General features: G+C 34.7%; 20 protein-coding genes, 1 tRNA gene and 4 pseudogenes. 10 read left to right on the top strand and 15 right to left on the bottom strand.

Features of this window, described 5'->3' with window-relative positions:
- The first annotated feature begins 368 nt into the window (after positions 1 to 368).
- The 6 genes and pseudogenes from NOX90_RS06950 (at position 369) to NOX90_RS06925 (ending at position 6,055) form a co-directional block, all read left to right on the top strand.
- On the top strand, positions 369 to 1,556 hold the full coding sequence (locus NOX90_RS06950) for an MFS transporter (RefSeq protein ID WP_375604037.1): 1,188 nt from the start codon (positions 369 to 371) through the stop codon (positions 1,554 to 1,556).
- A gap of 60 nt (positions 1,557 to 1,616) precedes the next feature.
- Positions 1,617 to 1,926 (top strand): annotated as a pseudogene (locus NOX90_RS06945) (integration host factor subunit alpha).
- Complete coding sequence (locus NOX90_RS06940; RefSeq protein WP_375604036.1) at positions 1,923 to 2,249, top strand: MerR family transcriptional regulator; 327 nt, start codon at positions 1,923 to 1,925, stop codon at positions 2,247 to 2,249. The pseudogene NOX90_RS06945 and the gene NOX90_RS06940 overlap by 4 nt, the downstream one beginning before the upstream one ends.
- Before the next feature lie 36 nt (positions 2,250 to 2,285).
- Entirely contained in the window at positions 2,286 to 2,891 is a 606-nt protein-coding gene (locus NOX90_RS06935; RefSeq protein WP_375604632.1) for a murein hydrolase activator EnvC family protein, read from the top strand.
- Between the two features lie 12 nt (positions 2,892 to 2,903).
- Positions 2,904 to 5,354, top strand: a complete 2,451-nt coding sequence (gene leuS, locus NOX90_RS06930; protein ID WP_375604035.1) for a leucine--tRNA ligase — start codon at positions 2,904 to 2,906, stop codon at positions 5,352 to 5,354.
- Positions 5,355 to 5,482: 128 nt separating this feature from the next.
- Positions 5,483 to 6,055: an outer membrane beta-barrel protein gene (locus NOX90_RS06925; protein ID WP_375604034.1), complete on the top strand. Its 573-nt coding sequence runs from the start codon at positions 5,483 to 5,485 to the stop codon at positions 6,053 to 6,055.
- Positions 6,056 to 6,517: 462 nt separating this feature from the next.
- Here the strand turns inward: NOX90_RS06925 and NOX90_RS06920 are convergent, their stop codons facing one another.
- The 8 genes and pseudogenes from NOX90_RS06920 to NOX90_RS06885 form a co-directional block, all read right to left on the bottom strand.
- Complete coding sequence (locus NOX90_RS06920; protein WP_375604033.1) at positions 6,518 to 7,408, bottom strand: hypothetical protein; 891 nt, start codon at positions 7,406 to 7,408, stop codon at positions 6,518 to 6,520.
- 23 nt (positions 7,409 to 7,431) lie between these two features.
- Positions 7,432 to 8,362: pseudogene (gene mdh, locus NOX90_RS06915) on the bottom strand (malate dehydrogenase).
- A 23-nt stretch (positions 8,363 to 8,385) separates the two neighbouring features.
- A pseudogene (locus tag NOX90_RS06910) lies at positions 8,386 to 8,960 on the bottom strand (NADH-quinone oxidoreductase subunit C).
- Positions 8,953 to 9,468 (bottom strand): NuoB/complex I 20 kDa subunit family protein, encoded by a 516-nt coding sequence (locus NOX90_RS06905; RefSeq protein WP_375604032.1) that lies wholly within the window; start codon positions 9,466 to 9,468, stop codon positions 8,953 to 8,955. Before NOX90_RS06905 ends, NOX90_RS06910 begins: the two are co-directional and overlap by 8 nt.
- A 3-nt stretch (positions 9,469 to 9,471) precedes the next feature.
- Positions 9,472 to 9,825 (bottom strand): NADH-quinone oxidoreductase subunit A, encoded by a 354-nt coding sequence (locus tag NOX90_RS06900; protein WP_375604031.1) that lies wholly within the window; start codon positions 9,823 to 9,825, stop codon positions 9,472 to 9,474.
- Between the two features lie 21 nt (positions 9,826 to 9,846).
- On the bottom strand, positions 9,847 to 10,212 hold the full coding sequence (locus NOX90_RS06895; protein ID WP_375604030.1) for an HIT domain-containing protein: 366 nt from the start codon (positions 10,210 to 10,212) through the stop codon (positions 9,847 to 9,849).
- A gap of 3 nt (positions 10,213 to 10,215) precedes the next feature.
- Entirely contained in the window at positions 10,216 to 10,470 is a 255-nt protein-coding gene (locus NOX90_RS06890; RefSeq protein ID WP_182367681.1) for a hypothetical protein, read from the bottom strand.
- Positions 10,471 to 10,560: 90 nt separating this feature from the next.
- Positions 10,561 to 11,514, bottom strand: coding sequence for a hypothetical protein (locus tag NOX90_RS06885; protein WP_375604029.1), 954 nt, complete (start codon positions 11,512 to 11,514; stop codon positions 10,561 to 10,563).
- A gap of 192 nt (positions 11,515 to 11,706) precedes the next feature.
- On the opposite strand from NOX90_RS06885, the gene NOX90_RS06880 reads away from it, so the two are divergent.
- Both NOX90_RS06880 and NOX90_RS06875 read left to right on the top strand, forming a co-directional pair.
- A complete protein-coding gene (locus tag NOX90_RS06880; protein ID WP_375604028.1) occupies positions 11,707 to 13,083 on the top strand; it encodes a UDP-N-acetylmuramoyl-tripeptide--D-alanyl-D-alanine ligase in 1,377 nt (458 codons plus the stop codon).
- Between the two features lie 50 nt (positions 13,084 to 13,133).
- Positions 13,134 to 14,084 carry a complex I NDUFA9 subunit family protein gene (locus NOX90_RS06875; protein WP_375604027.1) on the top strand — a complete coding sequence of 317 codons (951 nt, stop codon included), beginning with the start codon at positions 13,134 to 13,136 and terminating at the stop codon, positions 14,082 to 14,084.
- Positions 14,085 to 14,092: 8 nt separating this feature from the next.
- Here NOX90_RS06875 and NOX90_RS06870 read toward each other — a convergent pair.
- From NOX90_RS06870 to NOX90_RS06855, 4 genes and pseudogenes are all read right to left on the bottom strand, one after another.
- A tRNA-Arg gene (locus NOX90_RS06870) sits at positions 14,093 to 14,166 on the bottom strand.
- Between the two features lie 270 nt (positions 14,167 to 14,436).
- A pseudogene (locus NOX90_RS06865) lies at positions 14,437 to 14,692 on the bottom strand (transposase family protein); the annotation flags it as partial.
- Positions 14,693 to 14,708: 16 nt separating this feature from the next.
- On the bottom strand, positions 14,709 to 15,092 hold the full coding sequence (locus tag NOX90_RS06860; protein WP_375604573.1) for a transposase: 384 nt from the start codon (positions 15,090 to 15,092) through the stop codon (positions 14,709 to 14,711).
- A 17-nt stretch (positions 15,093 to 15,109) separates the two neighbouring features.
- On the bottom strand, positions 15,110 to 15,475 hold the full coding sequence (locus NOX90_RS06855) for a transposase (protein ID WP_375603639.1): 366 nt from the start codon (positions 15,473 to 15,475) through the stop codon (positions 15,110 to 15,112).
- A 380-nt stretch (positions 15,476 to 15,855) separates the two neighbouring features.
- Between NOX90_RS06855 and NOX90_RS06850 the strand changes: the two genes are divergently transcribed.
- Together NOX90_RS06850 and NOX90_RS06845 are read left to right on the top strand one after the other, a co-directional pair.
- Positions 15,856 to 16,623, top strand: coding sequence for an IS5 family transposase (locus NOX90_RS06850; protein WP_375603768.1), 768 nt, complete (start codon positions 15,856 to 15,858; stop codon positions 16,621 to 16,623).
- Between the two features lie 36 nt (positions 16,624 to 16,659).
- A complete protein-coding gene (locus tag NOX90_RS06845) occupies positions 16,660 to 17,508 on the top strand; it encodes an IS110 family transposase (RefSeq protein ID WP_375604631.1) in 849 nt (282 codons plus the stop codon).
- A gap of 127 nt (positions 17,509 to 17,635) precedes the next feature.
- Here NOX90_RS06845 and NOX90_RS06840 read toward each other — a convergent pair whose 3' ends face one another.
- The 3 genes from NOX90_RS06840 to NOX90_RS06830 form a co-directional block, all read right to left on the bottom strand.
- Positions 17,636 to 17,887 (bottom strand): hypothetical protein, encoded by a 252-nt coding sequence (locus NOX90_RS06840; protein WP_375604026.1) that lies wholly within the window; start codon positions 17,885 to 17,887, stop codon positions 17,636 to 17,638.
- Positions 17,888 to 18,001: 114 nt separating this feature from the next.
- Complete coding sequence (locus NOX90_RS06835; RefSeq protein ID WP_375604025.1) at positions 18,002 to 20,914, bottom strand: hypothetical protein; 2,913 nt, start codon at positions 20,912 to 20,914, stop codon at positions 18,002 to 18,004.
- A gap of 27 nt (positions 20,915 to 20,941) precedes the next feature.
- Entirely contained in the window at positions 20,942 to 23,296 is a 2,355-nt protein-coding gene (locus NOX90_RS06830) for a type VI secretion protein (protein WP_375604024.1), read from the bottom strand.
- Positions 23,297 to 23,318 lie beyond the last annotated feature (22 nt).

Raw genomic sequence — 23,318 nt, 5'->3', positions numbered from 1 at the left:
TCTGAACACAAAGCTGGATATTGTCCATCATGTATAAGCTGATTATATTCATCAGAACGTTTAATAAACTTGTGTATTATCTCTTTTAATTTTTGTAGACCACTTATATTCATATTATGCATATTTACCTACTATATTTATTAATCTACTAGTATATCATATAATAATCTAATTGCTTCTTAAAAACTTTAGATTTGCTTTTAAGTTTATGTTGGAGTGAGTGTATGAAACCTTAAAATATGCAATAGCGACTTATGTTAATCGATATTTTCGTCCAAAGAGTAATACTTAAGTCTTACCAGAGAGTTATGGTTTTAAAAGAGACTTAGTGTTAAATTTCTAATAGATTACTTATAAAAATAAATCTTATGGAAAGCAGAGCTAAAGCTTGGTTCATTTGGCTGATTAGTAACTTGGTTGTTATATTCAGCAATATGCAGATAATTTATGCCTTTATAAGTGTGAATCTTGAAAAGGAACTTGGACTTACAATCGCGCAAGTTGCACTGGCTAATTCAGCATATACTTGGATTTTCGCCATCTTACAATTTTTTAGCGGGGCAACGTTTAATGTTTTTTCCAGTAAAAAAATTTATTTTTTCTCATTATTAACTATGATCTTTGGATTCTTTGTCCTTATTAATAGTGACAATTTTGCTCATTTGATTTTATCACAATTATTGATTGCAACTGGAGCATCATTTGGTTTTATTGGTGCTGCTCATATAAGTAGCATCTGTTTTCCCGTTGCCCAATTTGGACTTATGTTTTCACTAGTGCAGACAATTTCAAGTCTTTCTGCACTGGTAATTCAAATATTGTTCTCTAGCTTGCTTGCTGAAGGTGCAGATTGGAAGAATCTGGTTGTATGCATAATGCTGCTTGGTGTGTTGATATTTGTACTGATGTTTTTTTATCCAAGCATACTTTCAGAAAGCAGTTCAGAAGAATGCACAATAAAAAGCTCTATAAGAACAGTAATGTGCTCTGTACTCACAGTGCTGAAATTAAAAGATATCTGGATAACCTCAATAGTGGGTGCTATTACTTTTGGAACATTTTTAGCACTGAATACCTTGTGGGCTCCAAGGTTACTAAGCAACTCAGAACTCGGTGCAGTGGAGTCAGGTGTAGCAACCGCAATACTATGGCTTGGTCTTGCAGTTGGTGCTCCAATTGCAGATCGAATCTCAAATCTATTTAAAAATAGAAGGCATGTAATCTCTGCTTTTGCTCTGNTACAAGGTATTTCAATGATTACTTTGTTGTGCAGCCATTTAACAGCTCACATTGTGTACTTTTGTATGTTAATGTTCGGGTTTTTTGCGGGAGGACATATGCTTAATTTTACTGTCGGTAGCGAGATTGTGAAACGAAAATACATTAGCACATCATCATCCATTATCAATGGGTTTATTTTTATTGGCAGTGGAGTTATAGTGTCAATGTTAGCACTTCTTGCAGATTATCAAATGGCGCTTTTTGCAATATTTGCGATATTGATAACTGCCGGTATTTTAAATTATGCCACAAAAGAGACATACCCTAAAAAATAAAGTAGCTGAACCTTGAGTCGATTGCTATATTATATTTACATATTGTAATATTTATCAATAATGGATCACGTTACAACAAAAGACACAACAGTAACTAAGGCAACAATAGCTGAAAATATAAACCAAGAAATAGGATTATCAAAGGAAGACTCTGCTTCGATAATAGATGATATATTGGATGAAATAAAGACAAGCTTGGCAAAGGATGGAATAGTGAAAATATCGTCATTTGGAACATTCTTGGTCAAAAAAAAGAAGGAAAGGCCAGGAAATATACCAAATACATCAGAGAAAGTGGTGGTTCAANGCAAGAAACTCAGTTTCTTTCAGACCTTCAAAAACTATAAAAAAATCAATAAACAATCAATGAATAAGGTAAAATTATTTTACACAATTGGGGAAGTAGCTGAAGAGCTACGTTTGGAACAGCATGTTTTAAGATTTTGGGAAGGTCAGTTTCATCAAATTAAGCCTACAAAGCGTAAAGGAAGAAGGCTATATGATCGTAAGTGTATAGAGGCCATAAAGAAAGTGAAATACATGTTATATGATAAAGGATATACAATAAAAGGAGTGCAAAAGGAATTTGGTAGTGATATAAAAATCACAAAGGATTTGTTGCAAGAACTTACCGATTTAAGAGACTATTTAACTAGTAAAATAAATAATGAGGAAAGTAACGAACAAACATGAAACACTATAGGTTTTGTGAAAATTTGTATATCTAGAATGTGGCATATAGCCTCGTTTTTTATGTTATCGGCAATATTGGTAAGCTGTGGCCTGCAAAAACCTGCACCTGTGCTGCTTAAAGGCGAAGAATTTTACGGAAAAAGAGATCTGGAATATACAAGAGAGTACCATTTAATTAGGGAAGATGTTGATCCTTCAATAAAAAAAGAAAATAGAAAAGCCATCATAAATAGGATATACAGAGATAACAATAATGCACAAAACGTGGAGGTAAATTGTAAATTTGTAATGCCAGTTAAAGGTACAGCTACCTCTTCTGATGAAATGTGTAAGGATGGCATAAAAATTGCTGCTCAAAATGGAACGAACGTAGTTGCCTCTGCACCCGGCAAAGTGATATATGTAGGCAAAGGGCTGAGATGGTATGGAAATTTAATTATAGTAGAACACAAAGATAATTACATGACTGTGTACTCCTATTTAAAAAACATACATGTTGAAATTGGTGGTAAAGTAAAGCAAGGTCAAGTAATTGGATCTGCAGGTAAATCAAGCACACAAGATAAAGATCCGCAGATGTGTTTCACAATACGACATAACGGCCAAGCGGTTGATCCTTTAATGCATATGAACTGTGATTGAATTTGGATTTATATGAAATATGATTTTAAAAACGTCGAAAGGTTTTGTCAAGATAAATGGGATTTTTCTGTAAGCAAGAGTAGTAAACAAGAGAAATGTTACGTATTGGAGATGTTTCCATATCCATCTGGTAAAATTCATATGGGACACTTACGTAACTATGCAATAGGGGATGTGATAGCGCGTTACAAGAGAGCTAATGGATTTGAGGTTTTGCATCCAATTGGCTGGGATGCGTTTGGATTACCAGCTGAAAATGCAGCAAGGGACAATAATATCAACCCTGCGACGTGGACAAAAGAGAACATAGATAATATGCGTACGCAGTTAAAATCTATAGGTCTTTCCTATAACTGGGAGCGTGAACTCTCCACATGTGAGCCCGGTTATTACAAACACGAACAAAAATTTTTCCTGGATTTTTTAAAGCATGGACTTGCCTATCGAAAAGAATCGTGGGTTAACTGGGATCCAGTGGACCAAACAGTGCTTGCAAATGAACAGGTAGTCGATGGAAAAGGGTGGCGATCAGGTGCGGTTGTTGAAAAACGTAAGTTGTCCCAATGGTTTTTAAAGATTACTGATTTCGCTGAAGACTTACTCAAGTGCCTGCAAAGTTTGAAAAATTGGCCAGAAAAAGTCAAAACAATGCAGGAGCGTTGGATAGGAAAATCTGAAGGAGCAACTATAGAGTTTGAAATAGTTGGCTTAAATAAGAAATTGAAGGTTTTTACAACTTATCCTCATACTTTGTTTGGGGCTTCTTTTTGTGCAGTGGCAGCAGAGCACCCTATTGTGCAGGATTTAAAAAACAAAGAAATACAGGACTTTATCGATAACATAAAAACAAATGGGGAGAATGATGAAAAAATTGGAATTTACACCGGATTAAACGTCAAACATCCATTTCTTGATAAGGAATTGCCACTTTACATAGCGAATTTTGTGTTGATGGAATATGGAGAAGGCGCGATTTTTGGTTGCCCTGCACATGATCAGCGTGATTTTGAATTTGCGCAGAAATATAATTTGCCGATAATTCCCGTAGTTCGTGAAAAGGGTGCACAAACCATAGAGACTTTAAAAGAAGCGTATACTGGAGACGGGACAATGTTTAACTCCGAATTCTTAAACGGATTAATGGTTAGTGAAGCAAAGGAAATAATCGTTAAAGAGCTTGAAGAANAAAAAATAGGCAAAAAAACAATAAACTATCGTTTGCACGATTGGGGAGTTTCAAGGCAGCGTTATTGGGGATGCCCTATACCTATCATATATTGCAAAGACTGTGGAACCGTTCCAGTGCCAGAAAAAAACCTTCCTGTGGCTCTACCAACGGATATAAAATTTACAAGTGGTGGTAATCCACTTGATAAACACCCAACATGGAAATTTGTTGATTGTCCAAAGTGCGGAAAGCAAGCAGAGCGTGAAACTGATACATTCGACACCTTTTTTGAATCTTCCTGGTATTTTGCTGCATTCTGTAGTGAAGATAAATCAATAGACAAAGATGCATGTAATCGTTTTATGCCTGTTGATTATTATATAGGTGGAATAGAACATGCAATTCTGCATTTGCTTTATTCAAGATTTTTCTGCCGTGCTTTAACCAAATGTGGCTATTTTGATATTAAAGAGCCTTTCTCTACTTTAATCACTCAAGGAATGGTCTGCCATGCAACTTATAAAGACGAAAATGGTAAGTGGCTATTTCCCGAAGAAGCAAAAGAATTAATAGCGCAAGGTGCAAAAGTTCAAGTGGGCAAAGTTGAGAAAATGAGCAAATCGAAAAAGAATACAGTTGATCCAAATTTTATCATAGAAAAGTATGGTGCTGATACTGCCCGCTTGTTCGTGTTGTCTGATACTCCTCCGGAAAAAGATATGGAATGGTCTGATGATGGCGTGGAAGGCTATTCTCGCTATATAAACAAATTGTGGCGTATGATAATGCAGCTTAAGCCTGTGAGTATGCACTATGATAACAAAAGTGTTATGGGTGGACTTCTAGAGTACAGANAAAAAATTCATAAACTCTTACACGGACTTACAGATGACTTGGAAAACTGCAGATTAAACTGTGTAGTGGCAAAATTTCGTGAGATGACGAATTTAATAGCTGAAATAGACGTAAAAACTGGAAAATCTCTTATTGATGAAGGTATATGTATATTAATCAGAGTAATCGAACCATTCATACCACATCTAGCTGAAAGCCTATGGCAAGGAATAGGAGGTCAACCTTGGCCAAAAGCTGATGAATCATTATTAGTTGACGATACGGTAACTATAGCAGTGCAAATCAATGGAAAATTACGTACAACAATCAAGGTGGCAATTAACTTACCTCAAGAAGAATTGAAGAAAATAGCGATAGACTCTGTGTCCAGTAAGATCGATCAAAGCAAAGTTCGCACTGTATATGCTGTACCAAATAAGGTAGTAAACATAGTTATATAAAAGATTTGAGTAGTACGTTTTATATAATCTGATTTTATGGCTATACTTTTTTTGATATGTGGTTATATCTTTTTTAATATAAAGGATATATACTTATGCATTATATATTTTTTTGTATGAGGAGTTATATGAAAATAAAGAGATTGTGCGTTTTGGCTGTGTTGCTTACTTCATCTCTAACAGGTGCAGCTAATAATAGTGCAAGTAAGTCAGAAGATCAGTACTATGCAGGTTTAAACTTTGGTGCTGGATGGGGTGGTGGCTTAAAAATAAAACCTAGCGTTGTTTTTGGTTATCATTATGACAAAAGCTCTAAACTTGAACTTGAGGTTCTTACTGACATAAGTGATATGTTTGGAGGTAAGGATGCAGAGGGAAAGGACAAAGAAAAGAAAATGGGGGCTAGTTTATTAGTAAATTACCGTTATTATCCTGACGTTGACATTGATCCTGTGAAGCTATATGTCAGCGGAGGTTTAGGAGGACATGTACAAGTATATCCTTTTGGGATTGTTGGCACTGAAACACTAGATAAAATACTTGGTTCTATTTCCTATAAACTGAAGGTTGGTGTTGATTATGAAATTACTCCACAGATAGTTGGTACAGCTGGTATTGCTGCAGGCGGGCGATTAAGTGGTATAAAAGCAAAACAAATACTAGATGCAACTCTGGAGGTAGGAATACGTTATAATTTTTAGCTGCTACTTAGTTCATAAAGGTAGAGACAATGTTGAGGATGAAATAAACAGCATTAAAAAAATCCGGAAACATATGGGATACTTTTCGAATATGGTTTTGAACACTAACTATAGATTAGAAGAATAATAAGAGAGAGGGTGAACTCCAGGTATCCGTTCAGCCAATGGCGTCAACTTAAGGACACATTTTAGACTTCTTTGTTGAAATAAAACAGCAACAAAAGTGCTGTTTATTGCACTCTTTGGATAATTTAATGATAAAAAATTTAGAGATAAATTTTATACACAATCACTGATATTTTCCCTTAAGTTGACGCCATTGGCTGAACGAATACAATTGAGTTAATATTAAAAATTTTCTCAGCTTTTATAGCTAGTACCCATAAACTGATACCTAAAATTGTAAAAAATACAGAGTAATGAGTATTATTCCAAAAATATTCAAAAAACCTAGTATATAGGTTAATTATAAAAAAAAATTACCCCGATGTTACACATAACAGAATCATTATGTTTTATTCCATAATAAATTGTTCTAAGAGATGCTGCAGTAAAAATTAATAGCCAATGCAGTAGCTCAAATTGTTTAATCTCAAACTCTAAGTTGAGGTCGATGGAATTCCCAAATATTGACATACTCAATAAAGCAGTGAATACATAAAACAATCCAACAACTAACGTAACTCTATATAAAAATGTAACTTTTGAACATTGTCTTATCAAAAACTCAGATATACCAACCAAAATACTTCCAAACAATACAAATATTAATGGAAAACCAATATATGCGAGATAATAATCTATTTGAGTGCCTATCCAACATCCAAGAGCGACCAGCGCAAAACACAAAATTAATTCAGACTTCAGTAAAACACCTAATAAAGCATATAGTATACATGGGATTAAAATCACATTAGGAAAATAACTACCTATAACATCAAATTCAATTTCATTTCCATGTAGTGCAGCAAAAAATATCAGAATTGCACAAGGAGTAAACAAAACCCCTAAAAAAAGTAATCCATTATTGCTATAAAATTTTTCTGGCCACCTTACCTTACTATAGGCTCCAAGCGCATAAAACAAGATATCTAATGCTGCTACAATGAAGCTCACCATCATTTTATTATTTTCAAAGTACTTTATTAGCCCTTGTATAAAGCCAGTCGATGCGATAATAAAGAAAAGTATCGCGAAAGGGATAATAAAGATAGTAAACCTTTCCCAATTAAAACCTATGACCTTTAGGCTACCGTTTAATTCATCACACTGCTTTGCACTAATTAGATTTTCTCCTTTCCAAAAATTCAATGCTTCTTTTATTACAGATGCATTCTGCCTATAAACTTTCATTATAAATTTCTCTTAAACAATTATTAGAATTTTATTAGATTCACTAGCTCTTTTACTGCATTCACAGATTTATCGAACATTTCTCGTTCACTATCATTCATTTTAACTTCTAGGATCTTTTCAATTCCGTTTTTTCCAATAATTACAGGAACACCAATAAACAAATCTTTTACACCATATTCACCATTAAGGTAAGCAGCACATGGTAATATATGCCTTTTATCTTTTAAATATGACTCTAACATGCATATAGCTGAAGACGCAGGAGCGTAGTATGCAGATCCAGACTTAAGCAGATCAACTATTTCTTTACCGCCATTGCGAGTGCGCTTCACTATTTCATCAACTTTTTTCTGCGTAATGAGACCCATATCGATAATTTGAGTAAGTGGAATGCCAGCAACAGAGGCACAGTGAATGAGTGGTACCATAGTGTCGCCATGTCCACCGAGCACAAAAGCAGACACATCTTTAACTGAAATATTTAGTTCACTTGCAAGAAAATAACGAAAACGGGCAGAATCAAGCACTCCTGCCATTCCAACAACCATATTAGCTGGAAGGTTTGAAAATTTATGCACCACTGAAACCATGGCATCCAAAGGGTTGGTAACCACTATTACAAACGCGTTTGGAGAATATTTTTTAATATTTTCACCAACCTCTTTCATTACTTGAGCATTGGTTTGCAGGAGGTCATCTCTGCTCATTCCTGGTTTTCTAGCAATACCTGCTGTTATGATGATTGCATCAGAATTTTCTATATCTTTGTATTGATTAGTTCCAGTTAAACCAGAATTAAATCCATCAATAGGGGATGACTCTGCAATGTCGAGTGCCTTACCTTGTGGAATACCTTCGCTGATATCAAGTAAAACAACATCACCAAGCTCCCTTAGTACAATCATATGGGTGAGAGTTCCACCGATATTTCCNTGCACCGATCAAAGATATTTTTTTCTTTGTACTGTCATTTTCTACTCCTTTGTATTTACTTTTATGGTTTCGCCTTCCCAAGGCGATAGGCTATCAAACATACGAAAATCTTGTGGTAAATCTATAGGATTATATACAACTTTTTTTGCTGCTATATCATACCTTACTTCCTCATAACCAGTAAGAGGGAAATCTTTTAACATCGGATGACCTTTGAATCCATAGTCTGTTAGAATCCTACGCAAATCAGGGTGATCCGAGAATTCTATTCCATACATATCAAACACTTCACGCTCAAACCACGAAGCTGTGCTAAATATCTTCGCTACACTTGGAAGCATGTCGCTTTCACATAACTGAAGCTTTATATGTACTCTAATATTATGCACAATGCTGAGCAGATTGTATATTAGCTCGAAACGCTTCTCTCTATTTGGATAGTCAATTCCAAAAATATCAATTAATGATTCAAACCTGAATTTTTCATCATCACGTAGAAAGAGTAAGTGCTTTTCAATATCTCCTAAANNGCTGAATATATTACAATAGTACCGTCGTCTTTCTGAATACACTTGCATTTAAGCTTTTTTTGTATATATTTTCCAGTTTTATCCATGCTTTATATTTTGAGTTCGTTTTATTTTATTTTGTAGGCATAACATTCCATATAGCAACGCCTCAGCAGTTGGTGGGCATCCTGGGACATACACGTCAACTGGCACAATTCTATCACAGCCTCGGACTACTGAATAAGAGTAATGGTAATAACCACCACCATTTGCACAACTTCCCATAGAAACAACATACTTTGGGTCTGCCATTTGATCATAAACCTTGCGCAATGCTGCTGCCATTTTATTAGTTAGTGTGCCAGCAACAATCATCACATCTGATTGACGTGGGCTTGCACGAAACATTATGCCATATCTATCAAGATCATAACGGCTAGATGCGGTATGCATCATCTCAACTGCGCAACATGCAAGACCAAATGTCATTGGCCACAATGAGCCAGATCTTGCCCAATTCATTACATAATCTGTTAAATCACCAAATTTAGTGACAAGAAACCCTTCTTTTTTATAATGACCCCAGTCATCATTAGATAGAATTTGATTTGTCATAAACTACTCCCACTCTAATGCACCTTTACACCACTCATAGATAAAGCCTATAGTGAGTATTGCAAGAAATACCATCATAGACCAAAATCCACCATAGCTTATCTTAGATAAAGAAACAGCCCAAGGGAAAAGAAAAGCAATTTCTAAGTCAAATATTATAAATAATATTGAAACTAGGTAAAATTTAATGTCAAAATTTTTTCTTGCACTGGATAGTGGGTTGAAGCCACACTCATATGTGGAAAGTTTTTCACTATCTGGCTTACTCACTGCAAGAAACATAGGCAATATACCTAAAACAAAAGATACTACAATTGATATGCAGATAAAGATTACTATGGTTAAATATTCGCTCATTTAACAAAACATATAACACTATTAATTTACATGCTTTCCTAACTTTTTACCACCTAAAATATGCACGTGAAAGTGTGGTACAACCTGCTCTCCATTTTCACCGTAGTTAGTAACTAATCTATATCCTGTTTTTTCTAGATTATATTTGTGTGCTATTTCTCTAACAGTTTTGAAAAAACTTATTATCTCCTCTTCAGAAGCTTTTAGAATAAAATCATCGTATGAAATATATTGATTTTTGGGTATAGCTAAAATGTGAACTGGTGCATCAGGGTACTTATCGCGAAAAGCTAGTACATTTTCATTTTCATGTACCTTCTCACAAGGTAACTCATCTCTTAATATTTGAGCAAAGATGTTATTGCTATCATAAACTTCATTGCTCATATTTTAAGAGCGACCTTTCCCTCTTCCTTCGTTTTTCTCTACATTAGGTGTAGATAGTGGTTTTATCGTTTCACCAGAAGCATTTTCAAGATTTAAAGAGCTTACAAGTTCCCTTGCTTTTACCATGTTCTGCTGTTCTTTCAAAGAGGTTTCTATTCCATTTACCCTTTTTCCAGTAATAACTCCTGGTTGTAAGTAATACATATCCCCAGGAACAGTTAAACTATGATGTCTTTCCTCTATTTTAACTTCATTCATAATACTCCCCTTATAACTCATAACTTTACCCCCTACTCCTTATATTTTCAGAACCCTGCTCAACTTTATTCTGCCAATTTGCAGTTTCCTTTAATAACTCTCCTCTNNACTACTATCTACAAATGTTTCAGCAGCTTCCAATGCCTTACCCCTATCACTAGCAGATAAAGCCAGAGTTTCTGAAGGCTGATTAGACTTCACAACCTTTTCTAATGACTGCTTTTGATTATCATATTCCTTATACAATTTTTCTGCAATACCATACAGCAATTTTAAGTCTGTGTGAACTTTAAATTCTCCGCCAGTAATTTTTGCTAGCTTTTTAAGGTTGCCACCAACTCCTTCAGCTCCTTCAGCAATTTTTTCAAGAGCAAGCTCTTTTATTCTTTTCTCATCAATTCCTGGATTGTTCTTTTTGATGTCTTCAATTATTTTTTTAACATCAACTTCAATTACAACTTTGTTTTCTTCTTTAAAGATAGTTACATTTGGCAGGTTTTGCTTTATTTCACCTAATCGTTCTGGCGTCAAATAGGGTATATCCCCTGTCAGAGTCCTTGATGCTAAAAAAGTTACCTTTCCTGTTCCTTTCTTTTGCTCCATTATTTGGACACCAAGATCCTCACTAGCTTGTGTGGTTTCTATAGGTGGATCATATTCTTCAAGTGGGTTGCCAATAATAGAACGTCCGCCATTTTTTATGTCGTGCCGCATTTCATCCCAGGACTTAAACCAATTTGAAGGCTTTATAGGATATACTGGAAGCTTAACCGCGCCTATACCCACTCTATCCAAAAAAGAATCATCACCCTGACCAGTTACCACATGGCTCAAACCATTTTTGCAGTCATTCCATCTTTCATTCCAAGACTTACGCCAACTCGATGGCCTCATAGGATATATTACTGCGTTAAACGGCAGAGCAATAGCTCTACCAATAGTTTCCCTACCTTCTTCATAAAATGGTAGAGCAAGCACCCGACCTGTAGCCTTTACACCTGTTTTAACTGCTCCGCCTATCTTAGCCCAAATAGATTCTGCCATACATACCTCCAAGGTACTTTCTACAACCAGGTGCTACAACATACCTAATTATAGACGAAAATGTTTAAACTTATATATCTATTATAAGATGAAATTATAGAGATAGCAACCATTATTTGCACATTGTCTAAAACATGTAGTATTTTCGCTACTTTTATTGTTCAATTTATTATAAAGAATACTCTCTAAATTATGTTTAAATGGAATACAAATAATATCATTGACGCAACTGGCGGAACAGATGTAAATGGTTATAATTGGATACATAGCTCAAATATTTCAACGGACACAAGAAGCATAAAAAAAGGTGATTTATTTATTGCCCTCAAGGGAAAGAATTTTGATGGACATAATTTTTTGCATGAAGCGTTTTTAAAAGGGGCTGTCGCTGCAATAGTGAGTGAGGATAAATATAAAAATTTCCCTCTCATTATTGTACAAGATACCCTGAAAGCTTTGCACGGTATGGCATCATACTACATTAGAAATGTTCTTGTTGATGCTAAAGTTATTGCAATTACAGGCAGTGTTGGGAAAACCACTACAAAGGATATGCTGCACACTGTTTTATCGCAATATGGAGTGTCCCATGCAAACGAAGGTAACTTGAATAATAATATAGGATTGCCTTTGACAATTCTAAAAGCTCCAAAAAACTGCCAGTGCTTAATCCTTGAAATGGGAATGAATAAAGCTGGTGAAATAAAAGAATTATCAAAGATTAGTAATCCAAATATTGCAGTTATTACCAACATCGGACCTGCGCATGTTGAAAATTTTTCATCACTATTTGACGTTGCACAAACAAAATTAGAAGTTCTATATGGTATGAAAAATAACGGTACTTTGATTTTGAACAGAGATAATAAATATTACGATTATCTCTCATCACGCGCCAATAGAAATGTAATAAGCCTCGGTAAAGATAAAAATGCTGAAGTTTGCTTATTAGACATAATAAGAAACGATGACGGGTTAAATTTTAAAATAAGACTAAATAATAATCAAACTATAAACTGTAATTTACGTGTACAGGGTGAGCACTTTGCTTACTCGCTACTTGCTGTTGCAGCAGTTGTGCAAAGTCTAGGGCTTGATGTGTCAAAATTACCACTTGCACTTGAGAATTTTAGTGTAACGAAAGGTAGAGGTAATGTTAATAAAGTCAAATACAATGGAAAATACATACATTTAATTGATGACTCCTATAACGCCAGCCCTACTTCGATGAGAGCTGCAATAAAAACTTTGAGTGCATATTCTAATCAGAGAAAAGTAGCTTTGCTTGGTGATATGTTGGAACTTGGTGATGAAAGCATAAAATTTCATACAGATCTGGTTAAGGTTATCACAGAAAATAATGTAGATAAAGTTTATACAGTTGGTAAATTTATGTTAGAATTGCATGAGCTTTTGCCAGATAATATGAGAGGCGCACATTTTAATGATTCTAATCAATTGAAAAGTAATTTAGCTGACATTATTCAAGATAATGATGTAGTTCTAGTTAAAGGCTCACGAGGAATGAAAATGGATCTTATTGTACGGGAATTCATAATAGAATATTAAGCAAAATCATTGTATTAATTTACAGTAATAAATTGTTAGGAACTTTAATCGTGACAAAACGTGTAATTATTTTTGGTGGAACGGGGTTTATAGGGAAACACATCGTAAGACGCTTGGCAGCAGAAGGATATTTGATAAAGATATTCACTCGTAATCAGGAAAAAGCTGCTTGTTTAAAATTGTGTGGCAATTTAGGACAAATATCAATATTTAAAGGCGATTTTTTTGATGAAAAATCAGTTCTGGAGGGTATGGAAGAATGTGATGTAGCTATAAACTTAGTGGGAATATTATATGAAGCAAAAAAGCACGATTTTTACGCTGTTCACGTTAAAATAGCTGAAAGGATAGCAAAAGCTGCAAAAATGAAAAATGTACTTATGATGATACATTTTTCTGCTATGGGAGTAGAAAATAGTAAACTGTCAAAATATGCTCAAAGTAAATTAGAAGGTGAAAAAGCTGTAACTTCAGCATTTCAAGAAGCAATAATAATTAGGCCAAGTCTTGTATTTGGCAAAGAAGATAACTTCTTTAATAAGTTTGCAAGATTAGCAACTATTCTTCCTTTTTTGCCGTTGATCGGCAGTGGAATAACTAAATTTCAGCCAATATGTGTAACAGACTTAGCTGAAGTGGTATATCGTATTATCAGTTTTAATAAGCAAGACAGAAAAATTTATAATATAGGTGGACCAAAAATTTACTCTTTCAAAAGCTTATTAAAGTTTATTCTGAATGTTACTAACAGAAAGTGTTTATTGATCAATGTATCTTTTCCAATGGCAAAGTTGATAGCTTTCTTCTTAGAAAATAAAATTATTTCTATGCTGTTAAAACCAATAACCGGAGATACGAACCCTGTGCTTACTCAAGATCAGGTGAAAGTTATGATGAATAGTTCAATCGAAAGGTCAGCTGACCTTGAAACAATGAAGGTTCGACCATTAGCAATTGAAAATGTGGTACCAGAGTACTTAAAGATTTATAGAAAGTATTGATAAAAGAGTGTGCCCGGTGGGATTCGAACCTACGACCCACAGCTTAGAAGGCTGTTGCTCTATCCAGCTGAGCTACGGGCACACAACATATATAAAATGCTTCTTAGTACACGTGAAGTCAAGTATTTCGTGTGAATATGATGTTTATCTTGCAACACCTTGTCATTGCAGTTGTGTGTCACGCGCTGCTGAAATTGGATGCGAGAAGTCTATTTATTTTAGAAAATATTATATAGAAAGTTGCTTGACAAACTCCACCAGCGCCCTTATCATGAAACTGGAGCTATTGTATTTGCTTTCGCCAATCTGCAGATTAAAAGGTAAGGATTACTTAATAGACTTCTTTCAAAATTCATATCATTAACTCTAGATTGTAAATTCCAGCTATCAAATTGAACCTCAACCCGAAACGTTTTCGTCTATTTCGATATCGATCTGCGATAATTTTGAATCTTTTCAGCAAACCTATAACATTCTCAACCACAACTCTTTGATTTGCAAGCTCTTGATTTTCTTCCTTAGTTAGTGGCTTCTTTTTCGTCTTCCTGTGNCGGCAATTCAACATTTGCGTGAATTTTCTGCATTCCTCTATAGCCAGCATCAGCTAAGAGCATGTCTTCAAACTCAAGAATGAGCTAATTTGTGAAGCATAATAGTGATCATATTAAAAAAGATGTTATTTTTTGAAGTGAGAGGAGAATGCTCATAATCCTTACTCATACGTCTAAAATTGGAGAGCCAAGCAAAGGTTCTCTCAACAATCCAACGTTTAGGAATAACCTGAAATCCTGTATCAACTACTTTCTTGGTAATCGTCAACAAACATCCAGTTTCCAATAAACAGCGGTTTTGCAATTTACCTGTATATCCTTGATCAGCAAAAAACTTACGTAATGTTGGAGCTTTGCATTTGGCTTGAACAAAAAGATTTAGTGCACCATCACGATCTTGAATGCTTGCACTGTGTACTTCAGCAGCAATTACAAGACCTAGAGTATCTACAACGATGTGGCGTTTTCTACCCTTTACTTTCTTGCCAGCATCATATCCTCTGGATCCCCTTTTTGAGTGGTTTTTACTGATTGACTGTCAATTATTCCTACTGATGGAGTTTCATTCTTACCAATTATCTTTCTTAGTTTTTTAACTAGAAAATCATGAATTTCTTGCCATATTCCACTTTTTTTTAAACGCGAATTACAACTATACACGGTTTTCCATGGTGGAAAATTCTTAGGTAGTTGTCTCCATTGACAGCCTGTTCTCATCACATACCTTATTGCATCGATAATCGTTCTGATACTGTGTTTTCTTGGTCTGCCGGTCTTTTTAGGTTCAAAATATTGCTCTATCATCTTCCATTCTTTGTCACTTATATCGCTTGGGTACATTTAAAATATATCTTATAACACACTTCTTAACTCCTTTCTACTTAGTTTGAAGACATGCTCTAAGACCATTAATTTCCTCGGTAATATTGTAAGTTAAAAATATGTTATAAAACGAACAAGAGGGAAGATAACTCTACTCACTATAGGAGATAGGGCTATCACGGGCATTGCGACCGAGGAAAGTTGGTAATACCAATTTCCGTTGGTATCAAGGCACGCGATAGCCCTATCTCTCGATACGTTTGAATAGTTGTCTTGGGACATACCCGTTTTACAACATATTTTTAATTAAATAAATATCGAGGCTATTAATATGGTTAGAGCATGTCTTCAAACTAAGTAGAAAGGAGTTAAGAAGTGTGTTATAAGATATATTTTAAATGTACCCAAGCGATATAAGTGACAAAGAATGGAAGATGATAGAGCAATATTTTGAACCTAAAAAGACCGGCAGACCAAGAAAACACAGTATCAGAACGATTATCGATGCAATAAGGTATGTGATGAGAACAGGCTGTCAATGGAGACAACTACCTAAGAATTTTCCACCATGGAAAACCGTGTATAGTTGTAATTCGCGTTTAAAAAAAAGTGGAATATGGCAAGAAATTCATGATTTTCTAGTTAAAAAACTAAGAAAGATAATTGGTAAGAATGAAACTCCATCAGTAGGAATAATTGACAGTCAATCAGTAAAAACCACTCAAAAAGGGNGATCCAGAGGATATGATGCTGGCAAGAAAGTAAAGGGTAGAAAACGCCACATCGTTGTAGATACTCTAGGTCTTGTAATTGCTGCTGAAGTACACAGTGCAAGCATTCAAGATCGTGATGGTGCACTAAATCTTTTTGTTCAAGCCAAATGCAAAGCTCCAACATTACGTAAGTTTTTTGCTGATCAAGGATATACAGGTAAATTGCAAAACCGCTGTTTATTGGAAACTGGATGTTTGTTGACGATTACCAAGAAAGTAGTTGATACAGGATTTCAGGTTATTCCTAAACGTTGGATTGTTGAGAGAACCTTTGCTTGGCTCTCCAATTTTAGACGTATGAGTAAGGATTATGAGCATTCTCCTCTCACTTCAAAAAATAACATCTTTTTTAATATGATCACTATTATGCTTCACAAATTAGCTCATTCTTGAGTTTGAAGACATGCTCTTACATCTTATCAAAATTTTATTGGCATTGACATCGGAAAATTTAAAAATGTTGTTGCGATTTACAAACAGAAGAGTGTTGTTGAGTTTAATAATAATGCTTCTGGTTGGCAACAATTGTTTAAAAAGTTTTCAGACATTCTACCTAATTCTTTAGTAACTTTAGAAAATACAGGAANNATTGGCTTATCACATTTTCTTATTGACAAAAATATTGCCGTGCATCGAGCTAATACTCGTAAAGTAAAAAGCTTCATCTTGTCACACGGAACTTTAGCAAAGTCTANNGATGCAAGAGCTCTTGCTCAATATGCGNCCATAGAACTCTCTCTCCCTACTTCTGAAAAGCAATCAACCTTGTTTGCCAACGTCGTTACGCAAATGAGAGTTCAGGAAAAATGTAGACTGGAAGCACCGGNNCATATAAAAGAAAGCTGTCAAAAGACCATCGAGTTTTTCGATAGTCAAATAAACGAACTCAATAATACTATACAAAAGATTATTGACGAAAGCCGTGAATTACAACAACGTCAAAAAATCCTTAAAACAGTTCCTGGCAAAGTTATCACAAGATTTNTCTGTCCAGAGCTTGGTTGCTTAAGCAGAAAAGAAGTAGCAAGTCTTGCAGGCTNNCACCCTAAGGAAAGTGGTAAAGCTGTTGGTTATCGAAGAATAACAGGTGGTAGAAGTAATGTTCGTTCAAAGCTCTTTACAGCAGCCATGTCTGCTCNNAAATCTGTACTTGGTGCCTTTTATTCCAAGCTTGTTGAAAGTGGTAAGAAGAAAATGGTAANNGCTCTAATGCGAAAAATTATAGTAATTGCTAATGCAAGACTTAAAGAAGCAATTGATTTACACAGCAGTCACTGAAATGGGTTAATGAATATTGTGAATAAACACAGACTTAAAGCACATATTCATTGAGGCAGTAGCTGTTTGACATAAAATTCTATTTCTACGACAAACGGGTTTTTATTGCCCACATGATTGAACAAAGTTACACAAATAAAAAATTTTTAAAAAAACATAGTTGATTGCCTTGTTCAATTTCCTCTTTTGTTATGTTGAATGACTTTGCAACATCTTGATATCCAATCTTGCAATTTCCACAACCAATTATGCAAAAAGTAATAGAATCAGATATTTCGCTTGCAGCCCAATTATGTATAGTGTAAGCCAAATAATTGTCATGGTATTTAATGCTAAATTGTTGTTCTATTAACTCAGAAATTTTATTCTTTAGAGACATAAAGCACCCTCCTCTTACATTCGTTATACCTTTTTGTTAAGATACACCATTTACTACATGCTTTACTTTAATTAATTATTAAAACGAGAACATAATTCTCAGAGCTATATCTTTTTACCTTAACAATTCTTTTTTGAGTCCCTCTTCAATCATCTTAGTTAAACTCGTGTCAAACTCACTCCTCGAAAAATCCCTAACCTCCCCGGGATCATATCGGTTTCCTATTCTTTTTTCAATAGCATCATCTATTATGTTTTTGTCAAATCCCTTTATAATAGGCGTTACCTTCACCTGCCCTGCAGAGCCTTTACCATAAATTCCTTTGCTTTTATCAATGCAACCACCTGCACCAGGTTTACTGCTTCTAAAACCCTTTCTACACTCTACTGTTTCATACTTGATTTTACCATTTTCTATATATGCTATCCTATTATCTTCAGTATCCCGCAATCCTGTTATTGTGGTTTTTTCTTTTAATTTTACACTATCATCAATTATTGTTTCCATATAATCCCTATACCGACCTTTATACTCATACTCTTTATAGATACCTCCACCTCCCATAGTGATTAAATCCTTGCACTCTTGTTTGCCTACACGACACTTTCTTATAAAAATAGGACCCCCATCCTTATCTGTATATCTCTTTTCTCTGTTACCTCCTCCCTGTGAAGCTTCAATGTCAAAGATAGGATAATCAAGATCAATTTCCAATTCAGCTTTAATATAATCTCCTGGCATTCCTGCTCTAGTTTCAGTGGAACAGGCATTCTTCTTGGTGGCTGGATCTACATGAGACTCGCAGCGAATGGGTGTATCTTTTATGTGACCTGCTTCACCGCATCCCCACACTTCTATTTCAACATGGCTAGATGTTATTTGTGAGCCATCCACATCATGATTTCCACTTCCAAAATCATGGGACTTTNNTCGCTCTTTTTTTCCGGTTCTTGTTTCTCTTTTTTCAGTTGTTCCTCGATTCTCTCTTTTNAACTTCTCTTTTAAACCTTCCCAGTCAAGTCTACACAATTTATCAGCGTAAAAGACCTCTGTTCTATCTGCTTTAATCAGTTGATCCTTTAATTGTGTACACTTTTGTACTTCATTTTTTTCATCTCTTAATACTTTACCATCCTTATCTTTACAATCCACTTCCTCATACCTTAAGTAAAATGGCTTATCATCTTCATTTTTATTCAAATATTGTTTTGAGCGACTACACACCCCATTAAAACAGATGCAACCATCATCACCTTGCTTACATCCTTCTTTATGTTCTGTATCTATCAACTTATATACTACTTTGACTTTATTGTTTATAAATTTTTCATCTATGTCTTTATCGTGATCCACGCAGTAACTGCATTTTCCCTTTTCCTGTTTATTTTCGTCAGGGAAGAAAACATACCCTTGCTTATTAAATATTATTTGATCCAACTCATCTTGAGATCTGTTTAAGGGGTCAACTATTTCCTTGCTTGGAAGATAATAGAACCGATTTGATTCCTTGGAGTAAACAGCATTGTATTTAGTATATCTTGTTCCCTTTAATTTTAGTGGTATTATTTTATTTTCTCTTTTAAGAACAAACTCCTCTGGTTCTGGCTGCCATCCAGAAAGACAAAGCATTTTACTGTTAGAATTTGCTTGATCTCTTACTGTCATATATCTTACTTCTATTTTTGGTTGTCCCATATTATCTAATTCTAACTTAATGGATTTACACTTATTATCTTCCCTAGGATTTGTTAGACTGCAATCATCACCAGGAGGAGGAAGCTCAATCCCAATATTAGGAATGTAATTATGCCGTTTTAAAATTTCAAATCGAGAACTCTTGTTAAATATACCTTCTATAATATCGTTAATATTACTTCTATTGTTACTAGTTGTTCTTTGAACTATTCTCGGTTTCACTACTTTTAAAGATAGAGGGCCAATGTTTATAGGATGGTTGGTAACATGAAAAGTACATAAACCATCACTGTAGGTTCCTTGTGCTCTACAAGTGCTCTCGCTCATCTTCATTTCTATTTCTAATGTATTTGCATCCACTATCCTTAATATTTTAGGCTCTGGAGCAGGTGGTGCCGGGAAACAGCGGACGAACTGTGGATTTTTTTCATCTATACTTTGAGTTCCAAGGTATTCAGCGCAGAGCTGGCCCTTTTTTCTATAGGTTTTGAAGTAATAGTGAGTATCCTTATCTGTAACAGTATATGAGTAATTTGGAACATTCTTATTATTTGAAACAACGTGTGGAAAACCTAACCCTTTTCTTTCCTCCAGTCCGCTAATCATCACTCCAACTCTTGGATCAAAGTAATCATTATCTCCATTTGTTATAGGAACAATTCTAACTTGTGGAGGTGACATTGCAAGTTGCTCGCAAAATGGAGGGGGGGCCNNAGGTGCAAGTGGCACAGGGGCACATTTTACTTTTTCCTGATAGCAAGTATCACAGGTATTTGCCATATATCCAGGGCGAAAAATATTTGCTCCTTCACCTATTTTAGTAAAAAATGAGAAAAAATCTCCTATGCAGGCTGCTTTTTGACTGCAGGCGCATATCTTAGGAGAATTAGCAAATTTCCTTTTTTCTTCATCAGTAACATTATCTACCCACTCCCACTCGAGACCTTTCGCAATCCCTTCCTTAAATTTTCCATCATTTAAAACTGTATCTCCTTCCCAGTCGATAAAAACTGCTGCAGAAACTCCAGCTCCACTTGTCTGTGTTCCATATATTTGGCGGCAGGATGTTCCGTTACCTAATTGATAGCAGTTATCTTTTCCTTCGTAATCACAGACTTGAATCCTTGGATTGAAATAACCATTAATTCCTTGGTCTTTTATTGCTGTGACTTTGATATATTGCAATAATTTTTCATCAAAATCTAGATTGCTCCAATTAAAGGTAAAAAAATTTGCTAAGCCTTTTCCAGTTTTGTTAGCCGCAGCTTCAGCTTCAGTGTGAAAACGCATCTTTCCACAGGTATCAGAATATCCATTACTTGCAATTAGCAAAATTAATACTAGGAAAAAAAATTAGCTTTAAGCTTTACACTTCTCATAAAACACCGGTAACCACTCATTAACTTCTTCTCCTTTTTCCTTTATTGCCTCGTACATATACTTTATAGTCTCTTTGTTAGCTGAAAGTACGTGTATTTCCTGCATATTCTTCAAATCTAAATTTAAAGTTACTAACCCTTTGTACTGTTTTATCAAAAATAAACCTTCCTGTGTTGGCGTCTGCAGAATTATATTCAGCTCCTCTTTTGATAAAGAAAATGCCTTCATGTATAATCTATTTGCATTGATGTTCGGCATCAAGATTCTTGTATCAACATGCTTGTCTAAATATTGAGTAAATTTGCTAGCAAACGCGAGATTTAAATTTTCAGTACTTAGGATTACCACAACATTTAGTTCCGTCATTCTTTGCATCCAGTTATCAAACTCTTTCTCTGTAGGAAAGATATTACTTATCTCCCATGCTTCATCCAAAACAAGTATTGCAGGCGAGCCATCACATTTTGCCTCAAAAGAATATAAAAAATAGTAAAGTATCACGGACATACATTCTTTTCGTTTTGTGAGGTTTGCGGTGTTGAGAGATATAATTTTTGTTTCCCAGTCAATATCTGATTCATCACCATCTTGAAATAAGTAAGCAAAATCACCATCGTCACACCATCTACTTATCTTACCCCCAAGGAGCAAGAGCACCTCAGAAATTTGCGAAATAGAACGCGATTCCCTGGGTATAGCAAATATAGAATCCACAACTTTTCTTATCTTTTCTTCTACGTCCACCAAGCTCGTATCGGCTACCATTCTTTTGATCAGTTCAACCAGCATATTGCGATTGGAAGCACTGTCTTCAATGTTTAGTGGATTAAATTTTAGGCTTTTATCTTTATATTTTGGGTCAATTATGTAATATTTACCACTCACTGCTTTAGTAAAAATTATTGATTTTCCAGTGTTATCCAATATGACAATTCTTGGGTTAAACTTTCTTGATTCTGATAATAGGAAATTAATGAGTGAGGTTCTGCCTGAATTTGGAGCTCCAAGTATCGTAGTATGGCCATTATTTCTTTTTCCATGGAAATTAAAGAAGTAAGGATTTCCTTCTTTTGAGAAAAAAACTGTTACCGCTTCTTTCCACCTTCCTCCTTTTAATGTACCTGACGTAAAATCATGCAGCATAGCAAAACTGCAAGCATATTTTGCTAATATATCTTTCGGTTGCGTAATAAAAGTAAAATTGCCTGGAAGTTGTGCCCAAAAATGACTTTCCATATGTAGATCAGTTCTAAATATCATGAAGCCAATCAATGACATTATAGAAGATAAATCACCAATACTTTCAGCTAACTTATTCCTATCGTCTGCAAATATTGTAAAAATAATTTTCTGTTGGCAGAAGTCTATATTAGAGGTCTTTTCAAGTTCTATTATTTCTTCAATTCCTGAGCTTTTAAGTAAGGTATTATCCTCACTAATTTGTAGCATGTTAATTTGTTTATTAAATTCTTTTATTGCCTTACTATTACTAGTAAATATCATTATTTCTGTAATGATAAATTCAGATTCAAGCTGCAAGCATTTATCTATATTGCCTAAGGAGATTTCTTGGTATTCCTTTATGCTGAAAACAGAACCAAATTTCTGTTGATTTTCAAAGGTTGTTTGAAACGTATTGAAACCAAAGGCTATTTTAAAATTTCTAATATATTGCGACAGATCCCTTTCATATATTGGATAATCTTTGTGCGTTAATGTAACAATATAGTGGAGAAATTCTATCATTTCAGAATATATTTCACCTTCACTAAATCTTAGACCCAGTTTTTTAGCTCCAAAAGGTCCTAAATCATCGTGAATTAAGTCAGTTATCTTTTGCAACTCCTGGTGGCTTTCTTGTAAAGACAGCTTATGCTTATTCTTTATTCTATTAAAAAANAATGAATTATTAGTATGCTTACCAAAATCGCTAAACAATATTACAATATATAATTCATTTATATACTGTAATTTACTATCAGTAAGTTTATCAAACCGCGCTGAATGTAGCTTATCAGAGAAGTCTTCAGTTTTATTCCATTTTAAGCTCAATTTATTGCGCTTTCGGACAGTATGAATCCAAATGGTAAAATGTAGGCTATTAATATTTTTTGATATACTTTTTCTAATTTCAGTTCTAAGGTCGCTATAGTTATCAACAGAAGAATAATCTTCTAACTTGATTATTTTTAATAATTCTCCCTGTTTTGTTAGTATGGTTTCTTCATCGTAATGACAAGCATAAGGAATAAAATCTAAATCAATGCTTTCTAGTAATGCTAAGTTGTTCTTTTTCTCAAGCTTATGGTTAATTGTTGGTACTTTTAGCTGCATATGCGTATTCAATAAAGATAAT

Source organism: Wolbachia endosymbiont of Anurida maritima, assembly GCF_042182995.1.
In the GTDB taxonomy this organism is placed as follows: domain Bacteria; phylum Pseudomonadota; class Alphaproteobacteria; order Rickettsiales; family Anaplasmataceae; genus Wolbachia.
Note: the sequence above shows the minus strand (reverse complement) of the source record. Positions and strands in the feature narration are given on the sequence as shown.